Consider the following 20,967-nt stretch of genomic DNA (forward strand, 5'->3'; position numbering starts at 1 on the left):
AGTTATTAAATCTTCTTTTAAGCCATCGATTTCAGATTTTAACTGGTGACGTTCCTGTTCGGATAAATCTGCTTGTTGACGATATTGAGATTCTTTATCTGCAATAGTTTGTTTCAAAGAAGCAATAATATCTCTTTCTGTATTTGAAAAAACGTTTATTTTTTTTATTTTATGTTTAATAAAATGAAAATCTGTATCCACTTTAGACAATAAAATATATTTTTTCTGCAATAACTCTAATTCATTTATAAATGATTGTTTATCTTGATTATTTTTTGAATCCCAAATATCTATACTTAATTTTAAAACAGTATCTAAATAATTTTTAGATATAAATAAAAAATTTTTAGGAAACCAATTACTCCAAAAAATACCTTTATTATCCAATTTAAAGGAACTGTCTTTATACATTAAATATTTATCATAATTTTGAAATTCAACAGAACTACCAGGAAAAACAAAAATATATTTATCCGGATCGAAAACTATTTCTTCTATTTTATCTTTGAATCCATTAAATAAATCATATTTATCTAACATAGATAAATACTTTGTAAAATCAAAAATTGATTCTTGATTATTAAATTGATAATTATGATTTTTAATTTCACCTAAAATCAACACTAAAACTTGATTTAATAAAAAATTTATTTTATCTTTATTTGATTCCTGGAAATATTGAGGAAAAGAGTTTTTAATTTTTAATAAAGCTTTAAATTCATTAATTTCAATTTGTTTTAGTTCTTTATCAAAATTAATATCTTGTTCTTGTGAAAATTTTGAGTTAAGTAAAGAAAAATGAGTTAAATTAATATTTTTACTTTTAATTATAAGATTAGACCAAAATAAAAAAATTAAAATTTTAAAAACACAAAAAAAAACAAAAAAAAATAAATAATTTTTTTGAATTTTCATATTAAAACTATTTAGACCAATATCTTTCTAACGAATATAGTCCAAATTAAATTAATAAATATTAAAAAATAATTTAACAATGTATATTGAATAAATTAAAATATTTATAAAAAATATCAAAAAAACAAAAATAAATAAAAAAGATCTGTTTTTCAAGATCTTTTTTAGAATTAAAAATATAATTTAAAAAATTTAATATAACAAAAAACTTAAATTTAATGCAAATAAATTAATTTATATTGATGTAACAAAATATTAATCATATTTAATAGAATTAATAAAAAACTTTAAAAAACTTTATAAATCAATAAAAACTAGTGATTTTCCCAAGACCTCCAAAATTAATATTAGATTTTTTTCAATATATTATAATTAAAAATTCCTAGATATTATTTAGGTGAACTTATTAATTTAAACTTATTTATTATTATAAGCAATAACTCCTGGAGACTCAATTAATTTACAAAATTCAACAGCAGAACGGTTTTTATGGTTCTCTAAAGTATTATTTTGTTGAATAGTAGCATACTCTGGTTCTAAATCAACATTATGATTTACAAGAGTATTGGCAGAATTAATTTTTTTTAGTTTTTTTAAATTTTTCTTAATATTACGAAATGGTTTAAATAAAGAACTAAATTTAAAATTAGATTTAGTTTTAGATTCGATTTCATCTATATTAGATTGCATTTCATTTGTAGAATTAACATCTGATAATAACGAAGATTTTCTACTTAAAACACTCGCAATTTCTTCATCTTTTAATTCTGGGAAATTAACATTATTATCGCTTATAGATGAAAATTGATACTTCAAATCATCATCATTCTCTTCCGGCAATATTAATGAATCATTGTTTATTTTTAATTTAGGATCTTCAGGCAAAATGGTCCCTGATGTTAAATTTTCTTTAGAATTAAAAGGCATAAATGATGATTCTGAATGGTTCGAAAAAATAAATGCCATCGCTCCTATAATCATGAATAATACAATAACAGATAAAATTTTAATATTTTTTAATGACATAAATTGTTTTTTTGCAGTATTTATATTTATTATTTCCTTCTTTTATATAATTAAATATACCAATTTTAAATCAAAATATTGATAAATTATTTTCAATACTATCTTTTTTTATTAAAAAAGTTAAAATAATTTACAATTATGTTTAATACAATATAATTTTTTATATTTTTTTCAATGTTCAAATTCAAATTTCAAAATCAAATATTTATTAAATTCAATTAAAAAATCAAAATTAATAAATAAACAAAAACATTTTTACACTAATCTATCATAGAAAAATAAGTGTCAAAATCGTGTAGCAATTACATTCCTTTAATTAAAATTTTAAATTAAATAATTACTACATTTAATATTATAAACTAATTTTAACAAAAATAAACAGATATAAAAAAATTAATAAAAATATATTTATATAATGTTAAATAAAACGTGATTATTTTTTAACAAAATAATCACATCTATATTAAAAAATACATCTAAAAATAAATCCAAAACGAAAGATAAATAACAATCAATATTTTATATAATTTCCTAAAATAACCCCAAAAAAACTAAAATAAACCAATACCAAAGAATCAAATAACTATAAATACTTATATAACTTTCGAAAAAATATTAAAAATATTCCAGCACATAAAAACAATTAATAATATAATTAAGTTTATATAAAACAAATCCATTATAATTTTATTTTTATAAATACTATAAATTTCAAAATCTATTACTTAAAAAAATAATAAATTGATTTTTTTTAAGATCAACAAATAAATTTAATTCAATATTTATAATATTACAAATAAATATTAATCAATTTTTTCTATTTCAATCTCTTTTTTAATTTCTTCGTCAATTTCTTCTATCTTTATATTAGAATTGTAGTTATTATCAATTGAATCATCAGATTTATAAGGAAAAAAAGATAATAAAGTGTTTTTAATGTTTTTAATAGGTTGCCAAATCTTATCTAATTTCAAAGTATCATAAAGCCAATCAGAAAAAATATTTAAAATATTAGATTTTAAACTAGTTAAATTTTTTGAAATTTCAGGTTCTAAAACTTGATAAAAAATTTTACTAGAATGTTCTTTAGTGTGCTTTTCCAAATGATCAATAGATTTATACAACTTAAGTTGAACATTTTCTTTTAAATCATCAACAGATTTATCAAATTTTAGACTTATTTGATCTACTGTATTTTTAATATGATCTGTAATATCATTAACACTTTTTTCGGCATAATTCGTCAGATTTAAAATCAAATCTTTTTGTCCTGATTCTAAATTATTTTCCAAAGAACTGCTAACATTTGAACAAATTTCATCGTGTTGTTGTCCAATAGCAACTAAAATATTGCCCATAAAAATGAAAATAATAAAAAATAAAATAGAAGCTATTAAAATGGATAATAAAAAGATTTTTTTCTTTCTAATATTTTTTTTATTCATAATTTAAATACCTATTTTCTTTGTTATTAAATTATTTTTCAAATACTATTAATTAATTTACACATTAGATTAATTTTAATATAAAGCTTATCTTTATACTAATTTAATGTTATTGTTTTTATCATCATTTTATATTCTTTAAACTAAAGAAACAAAAAATTTTCAAAAAATCAAAAAATTAATTGAAATTTAATAAAAAATAACCAAAATATCACAATTAAAAAATTATATATCAATGCAAAAATTTCAAAAATTAATGGTAAACTAAAAAATTATACCTTTACTATAATACCACAAAGCATTTTATCAAAAATTTTTGTTTTAATAAAATACAAAAATATTTTATATTTTATTAAAAATTTGACAAACATCATTTTTTTTTATAGAATTTTAAAAATTAAAACCAATTAGATTAAAAATATCATAAAAATCTAAAAATATTGACAATTATTTATAAAAATTAAATTTTATAATCCAAAAAGGAGCGTAAAAATTATAATGAGCTATATAATAGAAGTTAAAAACTTAAAAAGATCTTTTAACAAAGAAATAATTTTAAATAACATTAATCTGCAAATAAAAACAAAAGAAATAGTTTCTATTATCGGTCGTTCTGGTTCCGGAAAATCAACTTTATTAAGGTGCTTAAATTTATTAACTAAACCAGATTCAGGAAAAATTTTTTTTAATAATTATAATCTTCTAGATTCAAATACTTCCCTAACTGATTTAAGAGTACAAATAGGAATGGTTTTTCAACATTTTAATTTGTTTTCGGAAAAAACTGTTTTAGAAAATTGTTGTCTAGCATTAAGATGTGTATTTAAAATGAATTATACAGAAGCTTCTCGTAAAGCTTTAAAAAAATTAAAAGAAGTAGGAATGGACAAATTTGCTCACGAAAATGTTCAAAAACTTTCCGGAGGACAAAAACAAAGAGTAGCTATAGCCAGAACTTTATGTATGGAACCGAAAATTATTTTACTTGATGAACCAACTTCAGCTTTAGATTCCGAATCTGCTCAAGAAATATTAAAATTATTAAAAAATTTAGTATATAAACATAATATAACTCTTATCATTGTGACTCATGAATTGCAATTTGCAAAGAAAGTTTCCAATAAAATTTATTTATTAGAAAATGGAAAAATCGCAGAAACAGGCAATTTAAATGACATTTTTAAATTAAATAAATGTCCTAAAATTAAATATTTTTTCGAACAAGAAAAAAAATAATATTGTAAATAAATGTTAAAAATTATAATTTTTTTAAAAATTAGCGCAATATCTCCAAAAATTTAATAATTAAAAAAAATAAGAAAGAGAACTAATATTTAAATGTTTCAATCGAAAATCCAACAAATCTTAAAAATTTTTACTTTTGTTATAATAATATTATTTTTGCATTATAAATTATTGCAAATTTGCAATTCTAAAAAACCTTCTTCAGACAGCATTATGTTAGGTGTAGTAAGTAATTCTCCACCTTTATGTTTCGACAGTAATTCATATAATCATAATAGTTATCGCACAGAAGCAGGTACATATGTAAGTGGTTCTGACATTTTTTTATTTCAAGAATTAGCAAAAAAAATGAATAAACAATTAAAAATAAAATCATTAAATTTCCCTGGTATTTTAAATGAAGTAGAGCAAGGAACTATTGATGCTGCCATTGGTAACATGAATATTACAGAAGAACGTAAAAAAAGAATGAAAACTATCGAATATGATAAATCAAAAATTGGTTTTTTAATTCGAAAAGATAATCTTAAATTCCAAAATTATATCAATAAAAAAGAAATTACTTTAAAAGATTTACAAACTTTAATTAAACAACACGACATAAGTGCAACCACTACAGTTAGTTCTATTTATGATATAGAAATATTACATAAATTAAATTTACATAAATCTAATCTCAAAGAAGATTTAGTAAATTGTGTAAACGAAGTAGAAAATAATCGTGTAGATTTATTTATTTTTGAACATCCTGTTATAAATTTAATGACATTTTTAAAAGCAAATAAACAAAACAAATTTCAATCCTTACAATTAATCGATAACGAAAACAATGATTCAAAAAAAGAATTACAACATCCATTAGGTATTTTTATAAACTCCAAAAATCAAAAATTATATCAAGAAATCACTAAAAAAATTGATGAAATTAAAACATATAATCCAAATATAATGGAAAATTTACGCGAAAAAGCTATACAAACTTATAAAAACGATCACATTCATAATAAACAAAACAATACAATAGGAACTCGAATTGTAAATATAATAAAAACTTACCAAGATAGTTTTTATATATCATTAACTCTAGCTATAGATGCTATTTTAATTGGATTCTTATTAGCGTTAATATTATTGCCTTTAAAAATATGGTGTCAATATTCAAAAAAACCCATTAAAAAAGCAATTAATTATATATTAGTTTTATGTATTCATTTTGCAAAAGCTGTTCCTATTACTATTCAAGTGGTATTAATGTATAATTTATTAATTCAAAGAATATCTTTCTTAAAAGGCTTAATGGGAATTTTCTGCATCTCTTTAACAATAACTTTACTTAATAATGCGTTTTATTTTTTAAACAACATGTCTAGACAAATTAATTTTTTAGAATATGGACCTATAGAGGCTGCCTATGCTCTCGGTTTAACTTCAAAACAAGTATTTAGACACATTATATTAGAACAAATATTAAAAAGAGAAATACCAAATATATGGGATCAATTTATAGTAAATTTAAAAGAAACTGCTTTATATTCTATTATTGGATTACCAAATTTATTATGGACAGCACAACGTAATATAGCTATTACTTACGATACTATAACACCTTTTATTATAATAAGTATCATTTATATATCATTAGCAAGCTTAACTCAATTTTTAAAACAAAAAACGCTTTTTAAAAAACATAATAACTAAAGATTTAATATTTATAAAATCGATATATTATTAAACAAAATCACATTTTATGATTTTATAAAATAATTCAATAAATGTATTTAAAAAGTTTTATCTCTTATAAATACAAAAAGTCAAATTGCTTATCCTTATATGAAATAACAATTTGACTTTTTTATTTTTTATTTAACGAAAATATTTTTTATTAAGGTATTTATTAATTATTATGTTTGTTATTAATATTAGAATAATTATCTAAATTATCACTAATAATTATTAATTTATTTTCCCAATAAATATCTTTTTTAGACTTAATCCTTTGAACCAAGTTATTATTAATTTCAAAAACTGTTTTATCAGGGAAATGTTGAATATAACCAATGTTTTTTCTATAAATATTAAATTTATCATATAAAATTTGCAAAAAAGTAGCAGGATTATAAACACGATCATTTTTGCCAATATTAATGATCAATTTCGTCATATTAACATTATTATGTTCATATTTTTTAACATAATCACCATTAATACGATTATTTTTATTATAAGGTTTTTTGATAAAATCATCATTATTATAACTAGAAACATTTCGCACAATAATATTTTCATATTTTTTGCGACAAGGAGATATATAATTCAACAAAGATTTAATAATCAATTCATGATTATATTTTTCTAATAAATTATCCATTAAAACAGTATCAATTGATAAATTATTGCTTTGATAATTTTCTACTAATTGAATTACTTTATTCCTAAATAATTGATCTTGTTGTTGATAAATATCTTCAATTTTAGGAATTTCCGCTAATAATAATTTTTCTTTTAAATAATATTCTAAGTTTTTTAATTTCATTTTTTGTCGAATATTAATAAAACTATAAGAAACTCCCGATTTTCCAGCTCTACCGGTACGACCTATTCTATGAACATAACTTTCATAATCATTAGATAAATCGTAATTAATTACCATTTGAACATCAGAAATATCTAAACCTCGAGCTGCTACATCAGTAGCTACTAAAATTTTAATTTTTTTATTACGAAAATTATTAAGAACATATTGTCTTTGATTTTGTTTCAAATCTCCATGCAAAGCATCTACTAAAAAATTTCTTGTTTGCAAATAATCAGTAATATTATCAACATTTCTTTTAGTATTAGCAAAAATAATAACAGAATCTGGATTTTGATAATCTAATAAACGTTCTAAAACTAAATTTTTACTCATATCCGCAACAATAAAATAAAATTGTTTAATACTTTTAACTGCGATATTTTTATTAGAAATTTCTAAAGTTTGAGAATTTTTTTGATATTTAGCGGCTATTTTTTTAATGGAATCCGGCATGGTTGCAGAAAATAAAGCTGTTTGTCTTTCCGAAGGAATAGTTTTTAAAATATCTTCTACATCTTCTTGAAATCCCATCTTCAACATTTCATCAGCTTCATCTAAAACTAAAAGTTTAACGTTCGATAAATCTATTTTTTTTTGTTTTAATAAATCTAAAATTCTACCAGGAGTAGCTACAATAATATGAGGTTTTTTACTCAAAGCGCTAAATTGCTTAAAATATTTTTCGCCACCATAAATAACAGCAGTTCGAATTTCAGAATAAAATTTTAATAATTTATTGATCTCCGTAAACACTTGTAAAGCCAACTCACGTGTAGGACACAAAACTAAAGATTGAATTTGTGACATTTGAGGATCAATTTTTTGAATCATCGGGATTCCAAAAGCAAAAGTTTTACCTGTTCCTGTTTGGGAACGAGCTACAATATCGATACCTTCAATCATTTTCGGAATAACCAAAGCCTGAACAGGAGTAGGATTAATAAAATTAAGCTCTTTTAAAGCTTCTTGTATTTGAGTTAATAAATTTAACTCCGTAAAAGAAGAAATCATTATATTTTCCTTTCAATCTTATTGAAATTTTTTTTCAATAGTTTAATAAAATAAATCTTTCGCATTCTAACTAGTAATAATCGAAATTCTCCAATATTAAAAGAAATATTTAGTTACTATATTTTTTTCTAAAGAAAAAAATTCAAAAAATAAAAAAATATTTATTAAAAGTTTTTGTAATTTTAAAATTTAGAAAATTAAAGTGTAACCTATATCCATCTTAATTAAAAAATAAAAGTAAAAATAATAAGTAAAAATGAAAAAATAATCCTCTATCAGGAAAGACACTTACTAATTTAAATAAGAGTTTCAATATAGTTAAAAAAATAATTATTTTATTATTAATGATACCATAAAATAAATAATTTAATTTTAAAAAATTCTTTTTTACATAAAACAATGCTAATAAAAAAATATATTTAATTATTTAATTAAGGGATATAAATTAGTTTTAAATTAAATTTTTTTGATAAATTAATATTAAAGATTTTTAGCACTTGTCTAATAAATTTCTAAACATTAAACAAATTTTAAAATTATATATCGATACACATTTTAACTTTCACTTGTTTTTATGGATCAAATACTTTTTTAATTTTAATATTATTATCGAAAACTTTTTTAGAAAAATAAAAATTAAGACACAATTATAAAAAATATTATAATTAATTAAATCATTAATGAAAATTCAGATATCCATATAAATATTTTTATAAAATTAGTATATATAAATAGTTTAATCTTATTGCATAATTTACATGATACTTTCTAATAATGTTTAAAATTAATACAATTATTCACTAATTAAAATTTGTATTTTACTTCTTTGAGCTAACGAAAATTTCTTTATTAGATATTTCATTTCAAATTTTATACTAATAACATATTTTAATTTTATTAATCACTCTTCTAAGTTAACACATTATAATCAAATTTATTATAAAATAAGAATTATAGGTATTGAATAGCATAATTTTTTAAAATATTTTACTAAATACCAATTATTAAATAATTTCATAATATATATTTTGAATTTTTTTATACAACAAACTAAAAAATAAACAATTAATTGTAACATTAAAAATAACAGGAATAATATTAAAACAACAAATAACAATATTCATAAACTTATCAGAATAAACATAATTATATTGATAAAAAGTAATTTTGATAATATCCCAATAATTTAGATAACCATTACAAATTCTAGAAATTGATTGTAAAATAATAATCAAAAAACCGAAAATAAAAATGCGTTTACTGTTAACGTAACGATAATTTAATAAAAAACTCATTAACAAAAATAAATTAGGTATAAAAGTACCAAAAATAATATTACTTATGAGAAAAAAAGATCTATCATTAATAAAAAAAACATAATGGCTTTTTAAATATTCATAAGTAGCTAAATAACCCGGTACTGAATAAAAAAAACAATCTATAAAAATATAAACTAACCAAAATAAAATTAAATAATTAAGATTTAAAAAAAAACCCAAAAAAAATAACGGTAAATGCCAAAATAACCATAAATTAGAATTTACTATAGGAATTTTATTAATTTTACTTAAAAAAGAATATTTATTTAATTGAAATAAAACCCAAGAAATTGAAACTAAATTCGAACCTAAAATTATTTGTTTCATAATACTTCTTGTATTTTTTCTATAGTTATGTTTATTTAACATAAAACGAATTTAACTTCTTTCTGAATAATTTAATTTATAAAAATCAAATTATATTTTTATATTATAATATTGATTATTTATATAGAATGAGAAATATATAATGTATATATTATAAAATCAAATATCTTTTATATCGGATATATTTTAAATTAATTTAAAATATACCAATAACTATCTTTGTTTTAAAAATGTTATAATAAAGGATGGTTTCAATTACTTAAAAATATTTATTTAAAAATTTCAAAATTAAGGAGTAATGAAAACTAAATATGATTAATAAATATCAATTACCGAACTTAAATTATCAATATAATGAATTAGAACCCTTTATAACAGCCAAAACAATGATGATACATCATCAAAAACATCATCAAACTTATATCGATAAATTAAATATATCTTTATCTCAATTTACAACAATAAACGATAATATAGATAATTTATTACAAAATTTATCTTTAATTCCTCAAGAAATCCGTGAATCTGTTCGTAATAATGGTGGCGGGCATTTTAATCACTCTTTTTTTTGGAAAATTTTAAAACCTAAAACAATAAATAAGAACATTTTATTGACAAACACAAAAGATATTATAAAACGCGATTTTCAAAATTTAGATAATTTTAAAAACCAATTTACTCAAAAAGCTTTAAATCTTTTTGGTAGCGGCTGGATATGGTGGATCATTAATGATAAAAATTTATCAGAAATAATAACAACCGTCAATCAAGATACAACTCATACATTAGGTTTCCCTATTTTAGGTTTAGATCTCTGGGAGCATGCTTATTATTTAGATTTTCAAAATCGTCGTCAAGATTATATTGAATCTTTTTTTCATATAATTAACTGGGAACAAGTAGAAGCAAATTTTAAAAATATTTTTAATCAAAAATAATTACAAATTATCATCTTAAAACGAAAAACATTAAATTAATCAATAATTGTAATGCATCAAAAAAAATTTAGATAAAGATATTATAAAAGATTAAAAAAATATCAAAGAAGAAATATTAAAGCAAAAAACCGTCGGAAAAAAATATTTTTTTCCGATGGATTTTTATTTATTAATAACTCTTGCTCTGATGAATATTAATTTTTATTTAAAAAACTTTTATTTAAAAAACACTTAATACAATATATTTTTATATTTTTTTATATTATTTATATAATTCATTTCTGCAAACTTAAATAAATAAAATAACCTATAGGAATGCCGACAATAGTGACAAATATAATCAATATAATCAAAAAAGACATAATCTTAGTTAAATTGCTGATTTTTTTAAATTTATATAATAAATTTTTTTTATCTTTATTAGTTTTTAGCGATATTTTTGTTTGATCATTACAATATTTTTTTTTCTTTAAAGAATCAGCTTTTTTCTTGTTATTAATGCGAATCATAAAAAATTATTAACCTCTTAAATTATTTTTTTATTAAAATGAATAATTAAAAAATAAAATCTTTTTAATAAAAAAAGATAAATTCATTTCTTGTTAATAATACAATCTTATAAATAGAACTTTAATTCATATATTAATAACGGATAATAATATTTTAACATATATTAAAATTAACTTATAAAAAAATATTCATACCAATTTTAAAAAGGAATCTTATTCAATTGAAACAATATATAAAACAAAAATTAAAACAACTAAATTTTAATAAAATAACTCCTATTCAAAAACAAATGTTTAATAATTTTGAAAAACCTTGTCATTTAGTGTGTGTAGCTCCTACAGGAACTGGCAAAACTCATGCTTATTTGTTACCTATATTATCCAAAATAAATTGGCAAAATAACACAACACAAGCCATCATAATAAGTCCTACTAACGAACTAGCTTGGCAAATATTAAATATGTTAAAAAAAATTGAACCTCAAATAATAGCAAATATTAAAATTTTATATGGCGGTGTAAATAAACAAAAAATATCTGACCAATTTAAAAAAAAACAACCCCCTTTATTAATAACAACTTTAAACAAACTAAATGAATATGTTATTAATCAAAAATTACTAAAAATTCATAAAATTTCTTTTTTAGTTTTAGAAGAAGCAGATATGTTATTTGAACAAGATTCTTTGTCATTATTAGATGCAATATTAACTCGATGTAATCCTAAAATTTTAATAATATCAGCTTCTATTACTGAAAAATTAAAACCTTTTATAGATAAATATTTTGGTAAAAATCTATTTTTAAATACTACACAAGAACATAAATTAAAATTAAATTATTACAATCTAGTAACTACAGAAGAACAAAAATTAAAAACTTTAATACATTTAACACAAAATATTAACCCTTATATTTCGATTATTTTTGTTTCAAATATCAAAGAACAAACTAAAATTTATGAAGCTATGCTAAAACATAATTTAAAAGTTATTTGTTTTTCTTCGATATTAAATACTAAAAAACGTAAACAATACATAAATGATATTAAAAAAGCAAAATATCAATATATTATAGCGAGTGATATTATGGCCAGGGGTTTAGATTTAGATATCGATTTAGTAATACACTATGATTTACCACATAAAAACTTAGATTTTTTTCAACACCGTAGTGGTAGAACAGGTAGAATGGAGAAAAAAGGAGATGTAATCATATTAACGACAGAAAAAGACGAATTATTAATAAATAAAATCCAAAAAAAATTAAATATTTCGTTTAAACCAATTAAATTTACTAAAAATAAATACTCTTTAATAGATAATCAATAATCTAAATATAAATAAAATATCCGAAAATCAAAAATACAATTACAACAGAAAGGTAAAATAATATCATATCATGTTAATAATAGGTAGTCACGTGTCATTTAAAAAACCTAAAATGTATTTAGGAGCTTTAGAACAAGCTTTATCATTTAATTCGAATACTTTTATGTTATACTCAGGTCCTCCTCAAAGTACTCAAAGAAATATTATTGAAAAAGATGATATTCACAAAACTTTATTAAAAATGAAAAACCATAATATTAACATTAATTTTTTAGTAGGTCATGCTCCATATATTATTAATTTAGCTAACCCATCTTTAGAAAAAAGAGAATTTTCTATTAACTTTCTGACACAAGAATTAAATAGATTTTCTCAAATGAAAATTCCTCAAATGGTACTGCATCCAGGTAATAATTTACACAAAAATAAATCAGAAGCTATTTATTGGATTGCTCAAGGAATTAATAAAATTTTCAGAAATACTCCTAATTTAAAAACTAAAATAGCATTAGAAACTATGGCAGGAAAAGGTAACGAAATTGGAGCTAATTTTGAAGAATTAAAAAATATTATCGATTTAATAGAAGATAAAACACGAATTTCTATTTGCTTTGACACTTGTCATGTATTCGATGCTGGTTATGATATTAAAAACCAATTCGAAAATACAATAAAAAAATTTGATAAAATTATTAATTTAAAATATTTATCTGTTATACATATTAATGATTCTAAAAATTGTTTAGGCAGTAAAAAAGATCGTCATGAAAACATTGGATACGGAAAAATAGGATTCGAAACTTTAATAAAAATTATATATTATCCGTTGTTTGAAAACATTCCAAAAATTTTAGAGACACCTTTTGTAAACAAAAAACCTATTTATAAAGAAGAAATTGTTATGATTAAAAATAAAAAATTTAATGAAAATTTAAAAAATCAATAAATTATTTGCATTTCTATATCAGAATTTATCATTTGTCATATTTATTACAAATAGCTCCGAAAAAGTAAGTTTCCAAGTAACTACGAATTTACCATATATTTAATACTTACTTCTTTCGCCCTATAAAAGTCGTTAACCTTCATCTTGGGAGGGCGATTAACTTAATTATTCCAAATTAAGTTTTACTCCTCCGACTACTAAAAAGTCGCTTTATCCTTGAGCCTAATGACTTTTATTTCATTATTAGTTAATTTAATAACTAGCTTTTAGGATTCTCCCAATTACTCTAAATATCTACCTTGATTCCTTAGGTGAATTAACCATTTTACTAATGGTGAGATTCCAGGTTTACTTTCGTTGATAAATATCCTACACAATTGATAAATGTTGATAGTTTCTGGACTGTTTGGTGTTAGTAATTTGCAAACAGGTTAGCTTATTACATCTTCTTTTTTTCTTAGGCCCTTTCAATATTTAGGCTTCTTGGGTAACCACATATAAAACATAATAATACTACCAGCTACAGCTACATTTAAACTTTCTACTAAATTTGTAGTAGGAATAGCTATCAAATAATCTGATTTTTGACGAGAAATAACCGAAATTCCTTGACCTTCATTTCCTAAGATTAAAGCGATTTTATAATATTTTGAACAAATATTGATTAAATTATTCGATAAAAAATTATTTTCATGTCCACAAGTTCCTATAACGAAATAATCATTTTTTTTCAAAAATGACAAAAAATTGGCTAAATCGCCCCGAAAAAAATCTAAATTAAAAATCGCTCCTTGACTAACTTGAATAGTTTTTTCATTATAAATGTCTACGCTATTATTGCTAAAAAAAATATTTTTAAAACCAAAAGCACAAGCACTTCTTAATAAAAGTCCAGCGTTAGAAGGATCTTGAATATTATCTAAAATAAGTATTTTATCGCTAAATCCAGAAAATTTTAACATTTTACAAATAGCCACTTGAGAATATAAAATATGATTATTATTCAAGGCTTTCATTAAAGATTTTTTAATAAATAAACCTGCTTCTTTTTCGGGCTTAATAGTATATAAATGTAATACTATTCCTTTTTTTAAAGCTTCTTGAACTAAATGATTACCAAATACAATAAATTCTTGGTATAAATCTCGATATTTTTTAGAAGATAACTTCATCATTTTCTTGAAAATAGGATTATTAGATGATAAAATCATAAAAAATTAAAACTCACTTTAAATAAGATCTCGGAAATATTAAATTAAACAAATATAATTTTAACTTAATTTAATTTTATCCAAATGATTTTTGATTAGATTTAAAGCTAACAACCAAGGAATGCTAGCACAATTAAATTTATTAGGAAAATTCGAAATTGTTTGAAATAATAACAAATCTTTTTCTAGAACATTAATATCAAAAAGCTTATTTTTCAACATATTAACAAAATTATTAATAACTTTTAAACTTTGTATAAATGTTTTATTAGATAAATAAATTGACATTAAAGATGACGAAGCGCATATTATAGAACAGCCTTTAGTTTCATGACGAATTGTAGTTATAACTTCAGAATTAAAAAAAATTTGCAATATTACTTCATCACCACATAATAAATTATGTTTCTTTTCACTAAGACAATGATTAAAAAAATTTACAGGCAATAAACCATAATTGCAAGGTTTTTGTGAATGCGTTATAATTAATTCACGATATAATAAATAATTAACCATAATATTTACTCGTATTCTTGATTGTTAAGATTTAATATTAATTAAATAAATAAATATTAACAGAATTTAAGAAAAATATATTAAAATATTAAACTTATTCTTTTTAGTCACTAAAATATATTTTCGAAATAAAGCTACTAAAGTAGTCAAATGCAAAGAATCATTAATATCTTGGGAATTAGGAAAAATTTTAATACTTCGAGATAACAATAATGATCTAGCTTCTTTTTTAGAAGAAGCCATTTTACCTTTAAGTAAAGCATCTAATAAAGTAATATCATTATTAACAGATACACAAAATAAATATTTTTTTAAAAATTTTAAGTCTGATTCGGCTAAATCTGATCTTTTTTTACTAAATAAAAGATAACTAACTTTTTCACAATCTTTAGAAACTGATTCACCATGAACTAAAGAAACTATATATCTAGATAATTCTTTTTGAGCTAATCTTTTTTGAGGATTAAGTTTCAATTCCGATGCTAAATAATTAATGCGATCTAACGTAATTAAAGTCATTTGTTTTAAAAATAAAATTACACGACTATCAGGTAAATTTAAAAAATATTGATACATTTCATAAGGGCTAGTTAATTCTGAATTTAACCATATATTACCTTTTTCACTTTTACCAATTTTAACACCTTGATCATTTAGTAATAAAGGGATACTCATACCTAAAGGCTTACACTGAGTAGGATTAATTAATTTTCTAATCAATTCTAAACCACTTGTAATGTTTCCCCATTGATCTGAACCGCCGATTTGTAATATTATATTATTTTTTAAATATAAATGATAAAAATCTAAAGCTTGTAATAAATTGTAAGAAAACTCAGTATAAGAAATACCAGCACTTTCATTATTTAATCTTTCGGATATAATTTTCTTAGATAAAATATATTTTATATTAAACAATTTACCATATTGACGCAAAAAATCTAAGAAATTAATTTGGGATAGCCAATCATAATTATTAACAAAATATACTCTTTTCCGAGGTAATAAACTTTTTAATTGCATAGTGATATCTTGAGTGTTTTTAACAACTTCTTGTGGTATTAATAAATTTCTCTCTTTAGTTTCTTTAGGATCACCAACTAAACTAGTAGCTTGACCAATTAAAATAAAAGGTGTATGACCTTTATTATATAATAACAAAATAGTATTTATTTGAACTAAATGCCCTATGGTTAAAGAAATAGCTGTAGGATCGAAACCGCAATAAAAATTAACAGTATCATAATTTAATTTATGAATTAACTCCGATTCATTACTACAATCTTTTATTAAATTACGCCGTTTTAATTCTTCAAACAAAGACATTTTTATCTCCAAATTTTAATTTATTTTTTTAACAATATTATATAAAACCAATTTTCAAATAAAATCCACTTATAAAATGAAATAAAAATTTTTAAATTTAATTAAATTTAATTTTATTTATGTTTAGTTTTAATTCTAGCAGCTTTTGATGATAAATGACGAATGTAATATAATTTAGCACGTCGAACTATACCCGAACTAAGAACTTCTAAATTTTCTAAAGAAGATGAATAAATAGGGAAAGTACGCTCTACACCTACACCAAATCTAATAGCACGTACAGTAAAAGTTGAAGATATACCGCTACCCTGACGCTTAATAACTAATCCAGAAAAATTTTGAACACGTTTACTATCATTATTAGATTGTCGAATTAACATTCTAACAGTATCACCAACTTTAAAAAAAGGTATTTTTTTAAAACTTGGATTTTCTATAGATCTAACTAAACTTTGACCTTTTAATTTCATAACTTAATATTTCCGTTTCCTTAATAAAAATTTTTACAATTAGATATAATCAAAAAAAATAAACATTTTATAATTCATCTTCTTTTTTAAGCTCTTCTAATATTGCTTGATAAGACTGATCTAAATCAATGTTTTTTAATAAATCTGGTCTTTTTTTAAAAGTGTTTTTTAAACTTTCTTTTAAACGCCATTTATAGATTTTTTTATGATCTCCAGATAAAAGAACTGAAGGTACTTTATAATTTTTATATTCAAAAGGCCTAGTATATTGAGGATATTTTAATAAACCTTTTTGATGCGAATCAGATAAATAAGAAACTTCATTAATAACCCCTGGTATTAATCTAATTAAAACATCTATAAAAACTAAAGAAGCAATTTCGCCGCCAGTTAAAACATAATCTCCAATAGACACTTCTTCATCTATAAAATTTAAAATTCTAGCATCAACACCTTCATAATTACCACAAATAATTACTAATTGTTCAAAATGATTGACATATTGATTAACTTTTGATTGAGTTAACAAATTTCCTTGAGGAGATAATAAAATAATTTTATTCTTAATTCTAATATTTTTTTTTATTTTCGCTAAGCAATCATATAAAGGTGGGAATGATAATAACATACCTGCATCACCACTATATGGCTTATCATCTATTTTAAAATGCTTATTATGACTATATTTCCTTAAATCATGTATCTTAACAATAACTTTATTTTTTTCTTGAGCTCTTTTAATAATAGAATGATCTAAGAAATAATCAAAGAAATTCGGAAAAATAGTTATAACGTCTATCTGCATGTGTTTTATTAAATAATCTTTCTTGTTCAAAAACAAAAAACAAATTTCGTATTGAAACTTTTTATCTTAAATTATTTTATTTTTTTAACAAAATCTCTAAAATTAACTAATTTGAGTTTTTTTAAATTTTTTACACAAATTTTTAACAGTAGTAGTAGGTTGACCACCCAAAGATAACCAATAATTAATTTTATCTAAATTTAAATTAATTACTCCTTTTAAAGGATCATAATTTCCTAAAATTTCTAAAAATTTACCATTCCTTTTGTTATGAGCATCAATAGCTACCACACGATAAAAAGGTTTGTGACGAGAACCAAAAAGTTGTAAACGGATTTTAACTGACATTTTTCTAACTCCAAACGCAATTTAATTAAAAAATATTTTTAAAAAAAATACTAATTCAAGTAATTATAAAATAAAAAATAATTACTGTCAATGAAATATTGAATCATTTCGATTATTATAATATCAATAAATAATTACAAAACAATACAAAATATTATAATCTATAAAATATTATAGAACAAAAATCTCTTAATAAATTAATTATTTAAAAATTAAAATTCAACATTAATAAAAATAATTTATACTGAATACAATAAAATAATTTTAATTATAAGTTTTTTTAAGTATAGTTTTTAATATAAATAGTATAGTAAAAAAAGATGCCACTGAATTTATTAAAAATCATAATATAATCTAAATATAATTATATTTAATAATCAGAAATATAGTAAAATATATGTCATTATAATCATATAATTTCAAAAAATATGAAAATAATCAATACTTAAATAAAAAAATTAATATTTTAAACAAATTTAGAAAATTTAAATTATTTAAAATTTAATCATTATTTTTAAATTAAAAATAAATAAAATGATAAAAAGGAGCAAATAATTATTAAAAATATGTATTACTATATTATAGGTTTAATTAAGTTAATAAATAATAATAGCATAATTATTGAAAATAATGGTATAGGTTATGAAATAGGTTTTTACAACCCTTATTTATTTAAAATAAATCAAAAAGTAAAATTATTTACTTATCTATATATCAAAGAAAATATACGTTATTTATATGGTTTTACAGATGTTAACTTATTAAATTTTTTTAAACAAATAATTGCTATTCCAGGTATAGGTCCCAAAATAGCTATTTCTCTTACACAAACAGAATTATTTCCAGAAATTAAAATAGCTATTGAAACCGATGATATAAATTTTTTAAAACAATTTCCCGGCATTGGTGATAAAACAGCACAACAAATTATTTGGTACCTAAATACTAAAAATAAAAATAAAAAAACAAATTATATATTAAATCCTAAACAAAAAGATGTTCAAAATGCTTTATTAAATTTAGGTTTTGACATAAAACAAATTAATACTATTATTAATAAAATTAATACAGAAAAAGATATTGAATTTATGATTAAAGAATCTTTACAATTATTATTAAAAAAATAGGAATTCAAATGGAACAAATATTAAAAAATAAAAAAGACCCAAAAAACAAAAACGAAGATACCTTATTAAGACCTCAAACATTACAAGAATATGCAGGACAAGAAGATATTAAACATATTTTAAATATTTATATACAAGCTTCACGTAAACGAAAAGAAACTTTAGATCATCTTTTATTCTATGGACCTCCAGGTTTAGGGAAAACTACTTTAGCACGTATTATCGCTAATGAATTAAAGACAAATATTAAAATTACTAATGGGGCTATTTTAGAAAAAGCTGGAGATTTATCTGCTATTTTAAGTAGCTTACAAACGGGAGAGATTTTATTTATTGACGAAATTCATCGATTACCAAAAACAGTAGAAGAAATACTATATTCTGCTATGGAAGATTATGCTTTAGATATTGTTATTGGTAAAGATTATGATAGGAGAACTATTAGAATTAAATTATCAGCTTTTTCTTTAATAGGGGCAACTACCAAATTTGGACATATCTCTTTTCCACTAAGAGATCGATTTGGTTTAACTTTAAAATTAGATTATTATAAAGAATCAGAATTAAAAACTATTCTGCAAAGAACAGCTAAAGTTTATAATAACTATATAGAAGAAGAAGCATTAACAGAATTAGTAAAGCGTAGTCGAGGAACACCTAGAATAGCTAATCGTTTGTTTCGTAGAACGCGTGATTTTGCAGAAATATATTCTAATAAAGTAATTACTCATCAAATAACACTAGAAACATTAAAAAAATTAAAAATTGATGAAAATGGATTAAATGAAACAGATTATAATTATTTAAATAATTTAGTATTTAAATTTAATGGTGGCCCTGTAGGAATTAAAAATTTAGCCGCTACTTTAGGAGAAGAAATTTTTACTATAGAAGAAGTTTATGAACCTTATTTGATACAAAAAGGCTATATAAAAAGAACACCAAAAGGTCGTATAGCAACTAATTTAACTATTAAATTACTAAATAAATTAAATCGAAAATCAATATGATTTCTTAATATAATCTTATTTTGTTAATCAAATTGAAATAAATTCGTTGTAAAAGATATTCAATATCATTATTAAAATTATGAATATTTTTAATAAATTATTAACCACTCCTTAAATAAATTAAAAATTTTTTTAATTTTTTTATAATCAATTACAATTATAATCAATTATTTGTTTTAAAATCGTTTTATAATCTTGTTCCCTTAAATAAGAAGAATTATCTAGTAATTTGACATATATTTCATCCTTAGAAAAACGCGGAATTATATGAACATGATAATGAAAAATAGTTTGCCCAGCCACTGCTCCATTATTATTTATTAAATTTAAACCAGAAGCTTTAAAAGCTTTAATTAATACGTGACTAATTTGGTAAACTATTTTGAATAAATGTAAAAAAACATCTTGTGGCACATCTTGAATATCGGCATAAACTTTTTTAGTAATAACCAAAGTGTGACCACGAGTAACTTGAGAAATATCTAAAAAAGCCATCACCAAATCATCTTCATAAATAATATAACTCGGTATTTGTTTATCAACTATTTTAGAAAAAATACTATGCAT

At 21.0% G+C, this 20,967-nt stretch carries 20 protein-coding genes; 7 read left to right on the forward strand and 13 right to left on the reverse strand.

Translation table 11 applies throughout. The annotated features are described in order from the left end of the window. The 3 genes from NQK76_RS00880 to NQK76_RS00890 all read right to left on the reverse strand — a co-directional run. On the reverse strand, positions 1–915 hold a 915-nt coding region (locus tag NQK76_RS00880; protein WP_255872631.1), incomplete at its 3' end, for a hypothetical protein. Between the two features lie 417 nt (positions 916–1,332). Next, positions 1,333–1,941 (reverse strand): hypothetical protein, encoded by a 609-nt coding sequence (locus NQK76_RS00885; RefSeq protein ID WP_255872632.1) that lies wholly within the window; start codon positions 1,939–1,941, stop codon positions 1,333–1,335. Positions 1,942–2,744: 803 nt separating this feature from the next. Next, positions 2,745–3,386 (reverse strand): hypothetical protein, encoded by a 642-nt coding sequence (locus tag NQK76_RS00890; protein ID WP_004994988.1) that lies wholly within the window; start codon positions 3,384–3,386, stop codon positions 2,745–2,747. A gap of 498 nt (positions 3,387–3,884) precedes the next feature. Here NQK76_RS00890 and NQK76_RS00895 point away from each other — a divergent pair, with 498 nt between their 5' ends. Continuing rightward, positions 3,885–4,622: an amino acid ABC transporter ATP-binding protein gene (locus NQK76_RS00895; RefSeq protein WP_255872633.1), complete on the forward strand. Its 738-nt coding sequence runs from the start codon at positions 3,885–3,887 to the stop codon at positions 4,620–4,622. Positions 4,623–4,724: 102 nt separating this feature from the next. Next, positions 4,725–6,329: a transporter substrate-binding domain-containing protein gene (locus tag NQK76_RS00900; protein WP_255872634.1), complete on the forward strand. Its 1,605-nt coding sequence runs from the start codon at positions 4,725–4,727 to the stop codon at positions 6,327–6,329. A gap of 196 nt (positions 6,330–6,525) precedes the next feature. Here the strand turns inward: NQK76_RS00900 and NQK76_RS00905 are convergent, their stop codons facing one another. Together NQK76_RS00905 and NQK76_RS00910 are read right to left on the reverse strand one after the other, a co-directional pair. Then, positions 6,526–8,217 (reverse strand): DEAD/DEAH box helicase, encoded by a 1,692-nt coding sequence (locus NQK76_RS00905; protein WP_004994994.1) that lies wholly within the window; start codon positions 8,215–8,217, stop codon positions 6,526–6,528. 1,004 nt (positions 8,218–9,221) lie between these two features. Continuing rightward, positions 9,222–9,905: a hypothetical protein gene (locus tag NQK76_RS00910; protein WP_255872635.1), complete on the reverse strand. Its 684-nt coding sequence runs from the start codon at positions 9,903–9,905 to the stop codon at positions 9,222–9,224. 269 nt (positions 9,906–10,174) lie between these two features. Between NQK76_RS00910 and NQK76_RS00915 the strand changes: the two genes are divergently transcribed. After that, positions 10,175–10,801, forward strand: a complete 627-nt coding sequence (locus tag NQK76_RS00915; RefSeq protein ID WP_004994996.1) for a superoxide dismutase — start codon at positions 10,175–10,177, stop codon at positions 10,799–10,801. A gap of 275 nt (positions 10,802–11,076) precedes the next feature. On the opposite strand, the gene NQK76_RS00920 is transcribed toward NQK76_RS00915, so the two are convergent. Continuing rightward, positions 11,077–11,310 (reverse strand): hypothetical protein, encoded by a 234-nt coding sequence (locus NQK76_RS00920; RefSeq protein WP_004994997.1) that lies wholly within the window; start codon positions 11,308–11,310, stop codon positions 11,077–11,079. Positions 11,311–11,531: 221 nt separating this feature from the next. On the opposite strand from NQK76_RS00920, the gene NQK76_RS00925 reads away from it, so the two are divergent. Next, positions 11,532–12,641 carry a DEAD/DEAH box helicase gene (locus tag NQK76_RS00925; protein ID WP_004994999.1) on the forward strand — a complete coding sequence of 370 codons (1,110 nt, stop codon included), beginning with the start codon at positions 11,532–11,534 and terminating at the stop codon, positions 12,639–12,641. Between the two features lie 70 nt (positions 12,642–12,711). Beyond that, positions 12,712–13,587: a deoxyribonuclease IV gene (locus tag NQK76_RS00930; protein WP_255872636.1), complete on the forward strand. Its 876-nt coding sequence runs from the start codon at positions 12,712–12,714 to the stop codon at positions 13,585–13,587. Between the two features lie 467 nt (positions 13,588–14,054). On the opposite strand, the gene NQK76_RS00935 is transcribed toward NQK76_RS00930, so the two are convergent. The 6 genes from NQK76_RS00935 to rpsP form a co-directional block, all read right to left on the reverse strand. Continuing rightward, positions 14,055–14,798, reverse strand: a complete 744-nt coding sequence (locus tag NQK76_RS00935; RefSeq protein WP_255872637.1) for a TrmH family RNA methyltransferase — start codon at positions 14,796–14,798, stop codon at positions 14,055–14,057. Between the two features lie 60 nt (positions 14,799–14,858). After that, complete coding sequence (locus NQK76_RS00940; protein WP_004995006.1) at positions 14,859–15,314, reverse strand: iron-sulfur cluster assembly scaffold protein; 456 nt, start codon at positions 15,312–15,314, stop codon at positions 14,859–14,861. Between the two features lie 66 nt (positions 15,315–15,380). After that, positions 15,381–16,640: a tyrosine--tRNA ligase gene (gene tyrS, locus NQK76_RS00945; protein ID WP_004995008.1), complete on the reverse strand. Its 1,260-nt coding sequence runs from the start codon at positions 16,638–16,640 to the stop codon at positions 15,381–15,383. Positions 16,641–16,753: 113 nt separating this feature from the next. Continuing rightward, the gene (rplS, locus tag NQK76_RS00950; RefSeq protein WP_004995010.1) at positions 16,754–17,110 is read right to left on the reverse strand and encodes a 50S ribosomal protein L19; all 357 of its coding nucleotides are present in this window, start codon (positions 17,108–17,110) and stop codon (positions 16,754–16,756) included. Between the two features lie 67 nt (positions 17,111–17,177). Next, complete coding sequence (gene trmD / locus NQK76_RS00955; protein ID WP_004995012.1) at positions 17,178–17,915, reverse strand: tRNA (guanosine(37)-N1)-methyltransferase TrmD; 738 nt, start codon at positions 17,913–17,915, stop codon at positions 17,178–17,180. A gap of 102 nt (positions 17,916–18,017) precedes the next feature. Continuing rightward, positions 18,018–18,263: a 30S ribosomal protein S16 gene (gene rpsP, locus NQK76_RS00960; RefSeq protein ID WP_004995014.1), complete on the reverse strand. Its 246-nt coding sequence runs from the start codon at positions 18,261–18,263 to the stop codon at positions 18,018–18,020. 566 nt (positions 18,264–18,829) lie between these two features. Between rpsP and ruvA the strand changes: the two genes are divergently transcribed. Together ruvA and ruvB are read left to right on the forward strand one after the other, a co-directional pair. After that, positions 18,830–19,390, forward strand: a complete 561-nt coding sequence (ruvA, locus tag NQK76_RS00965; protein ID WP_255872638.1) for a Holliday junction branch migration protein RuvA — start codon at positions 18,830–18,832, stop codon at positions 19,388–19,390. 8 nt (positions 19,391–19,398) lie between these two features. Further along, on the forward strand, positions 19,399–20,400 hold the full coding sequence (gene ruvB / locus NQK76_RS00970) for a Holliday junction branch migration DNA helicase RuvB (protein WP_255872639.1): 1,002 nt from the start codon (positions 19,399–19,401) through the stop codon (positions 20,398–20,400). A 147-nt stretch (positions 20,401–20,547) separates the two neighbouring features. On the opposite strand, the gene NQK76_RS00975 is transcribed toward ruvB, so the two are convergent. Continuing rightward, positions 20,548–20,967 (reverse strand): HIT family protein, encoded by a 420-nt coding sequence (locus NQK76_RS00975; protein WP_255872640.1) that lies wholly within the window; start codon positions 20,965–20,967, stop codon positions 20,548–20,550.

The sequence above is a fragment of the Candidatus Phytoplasma australasiaticum subsp. ipomoeae genome (assembly GCF_024425275.1).
GTDB classification, from domain to species: domain Bacteria; phylum Bacillota_I; class Bacilli_A; order Acholeplasmatales; family Acholeplasmataceae; genus Phytoplasma; species Phytoplasma australasiaticum.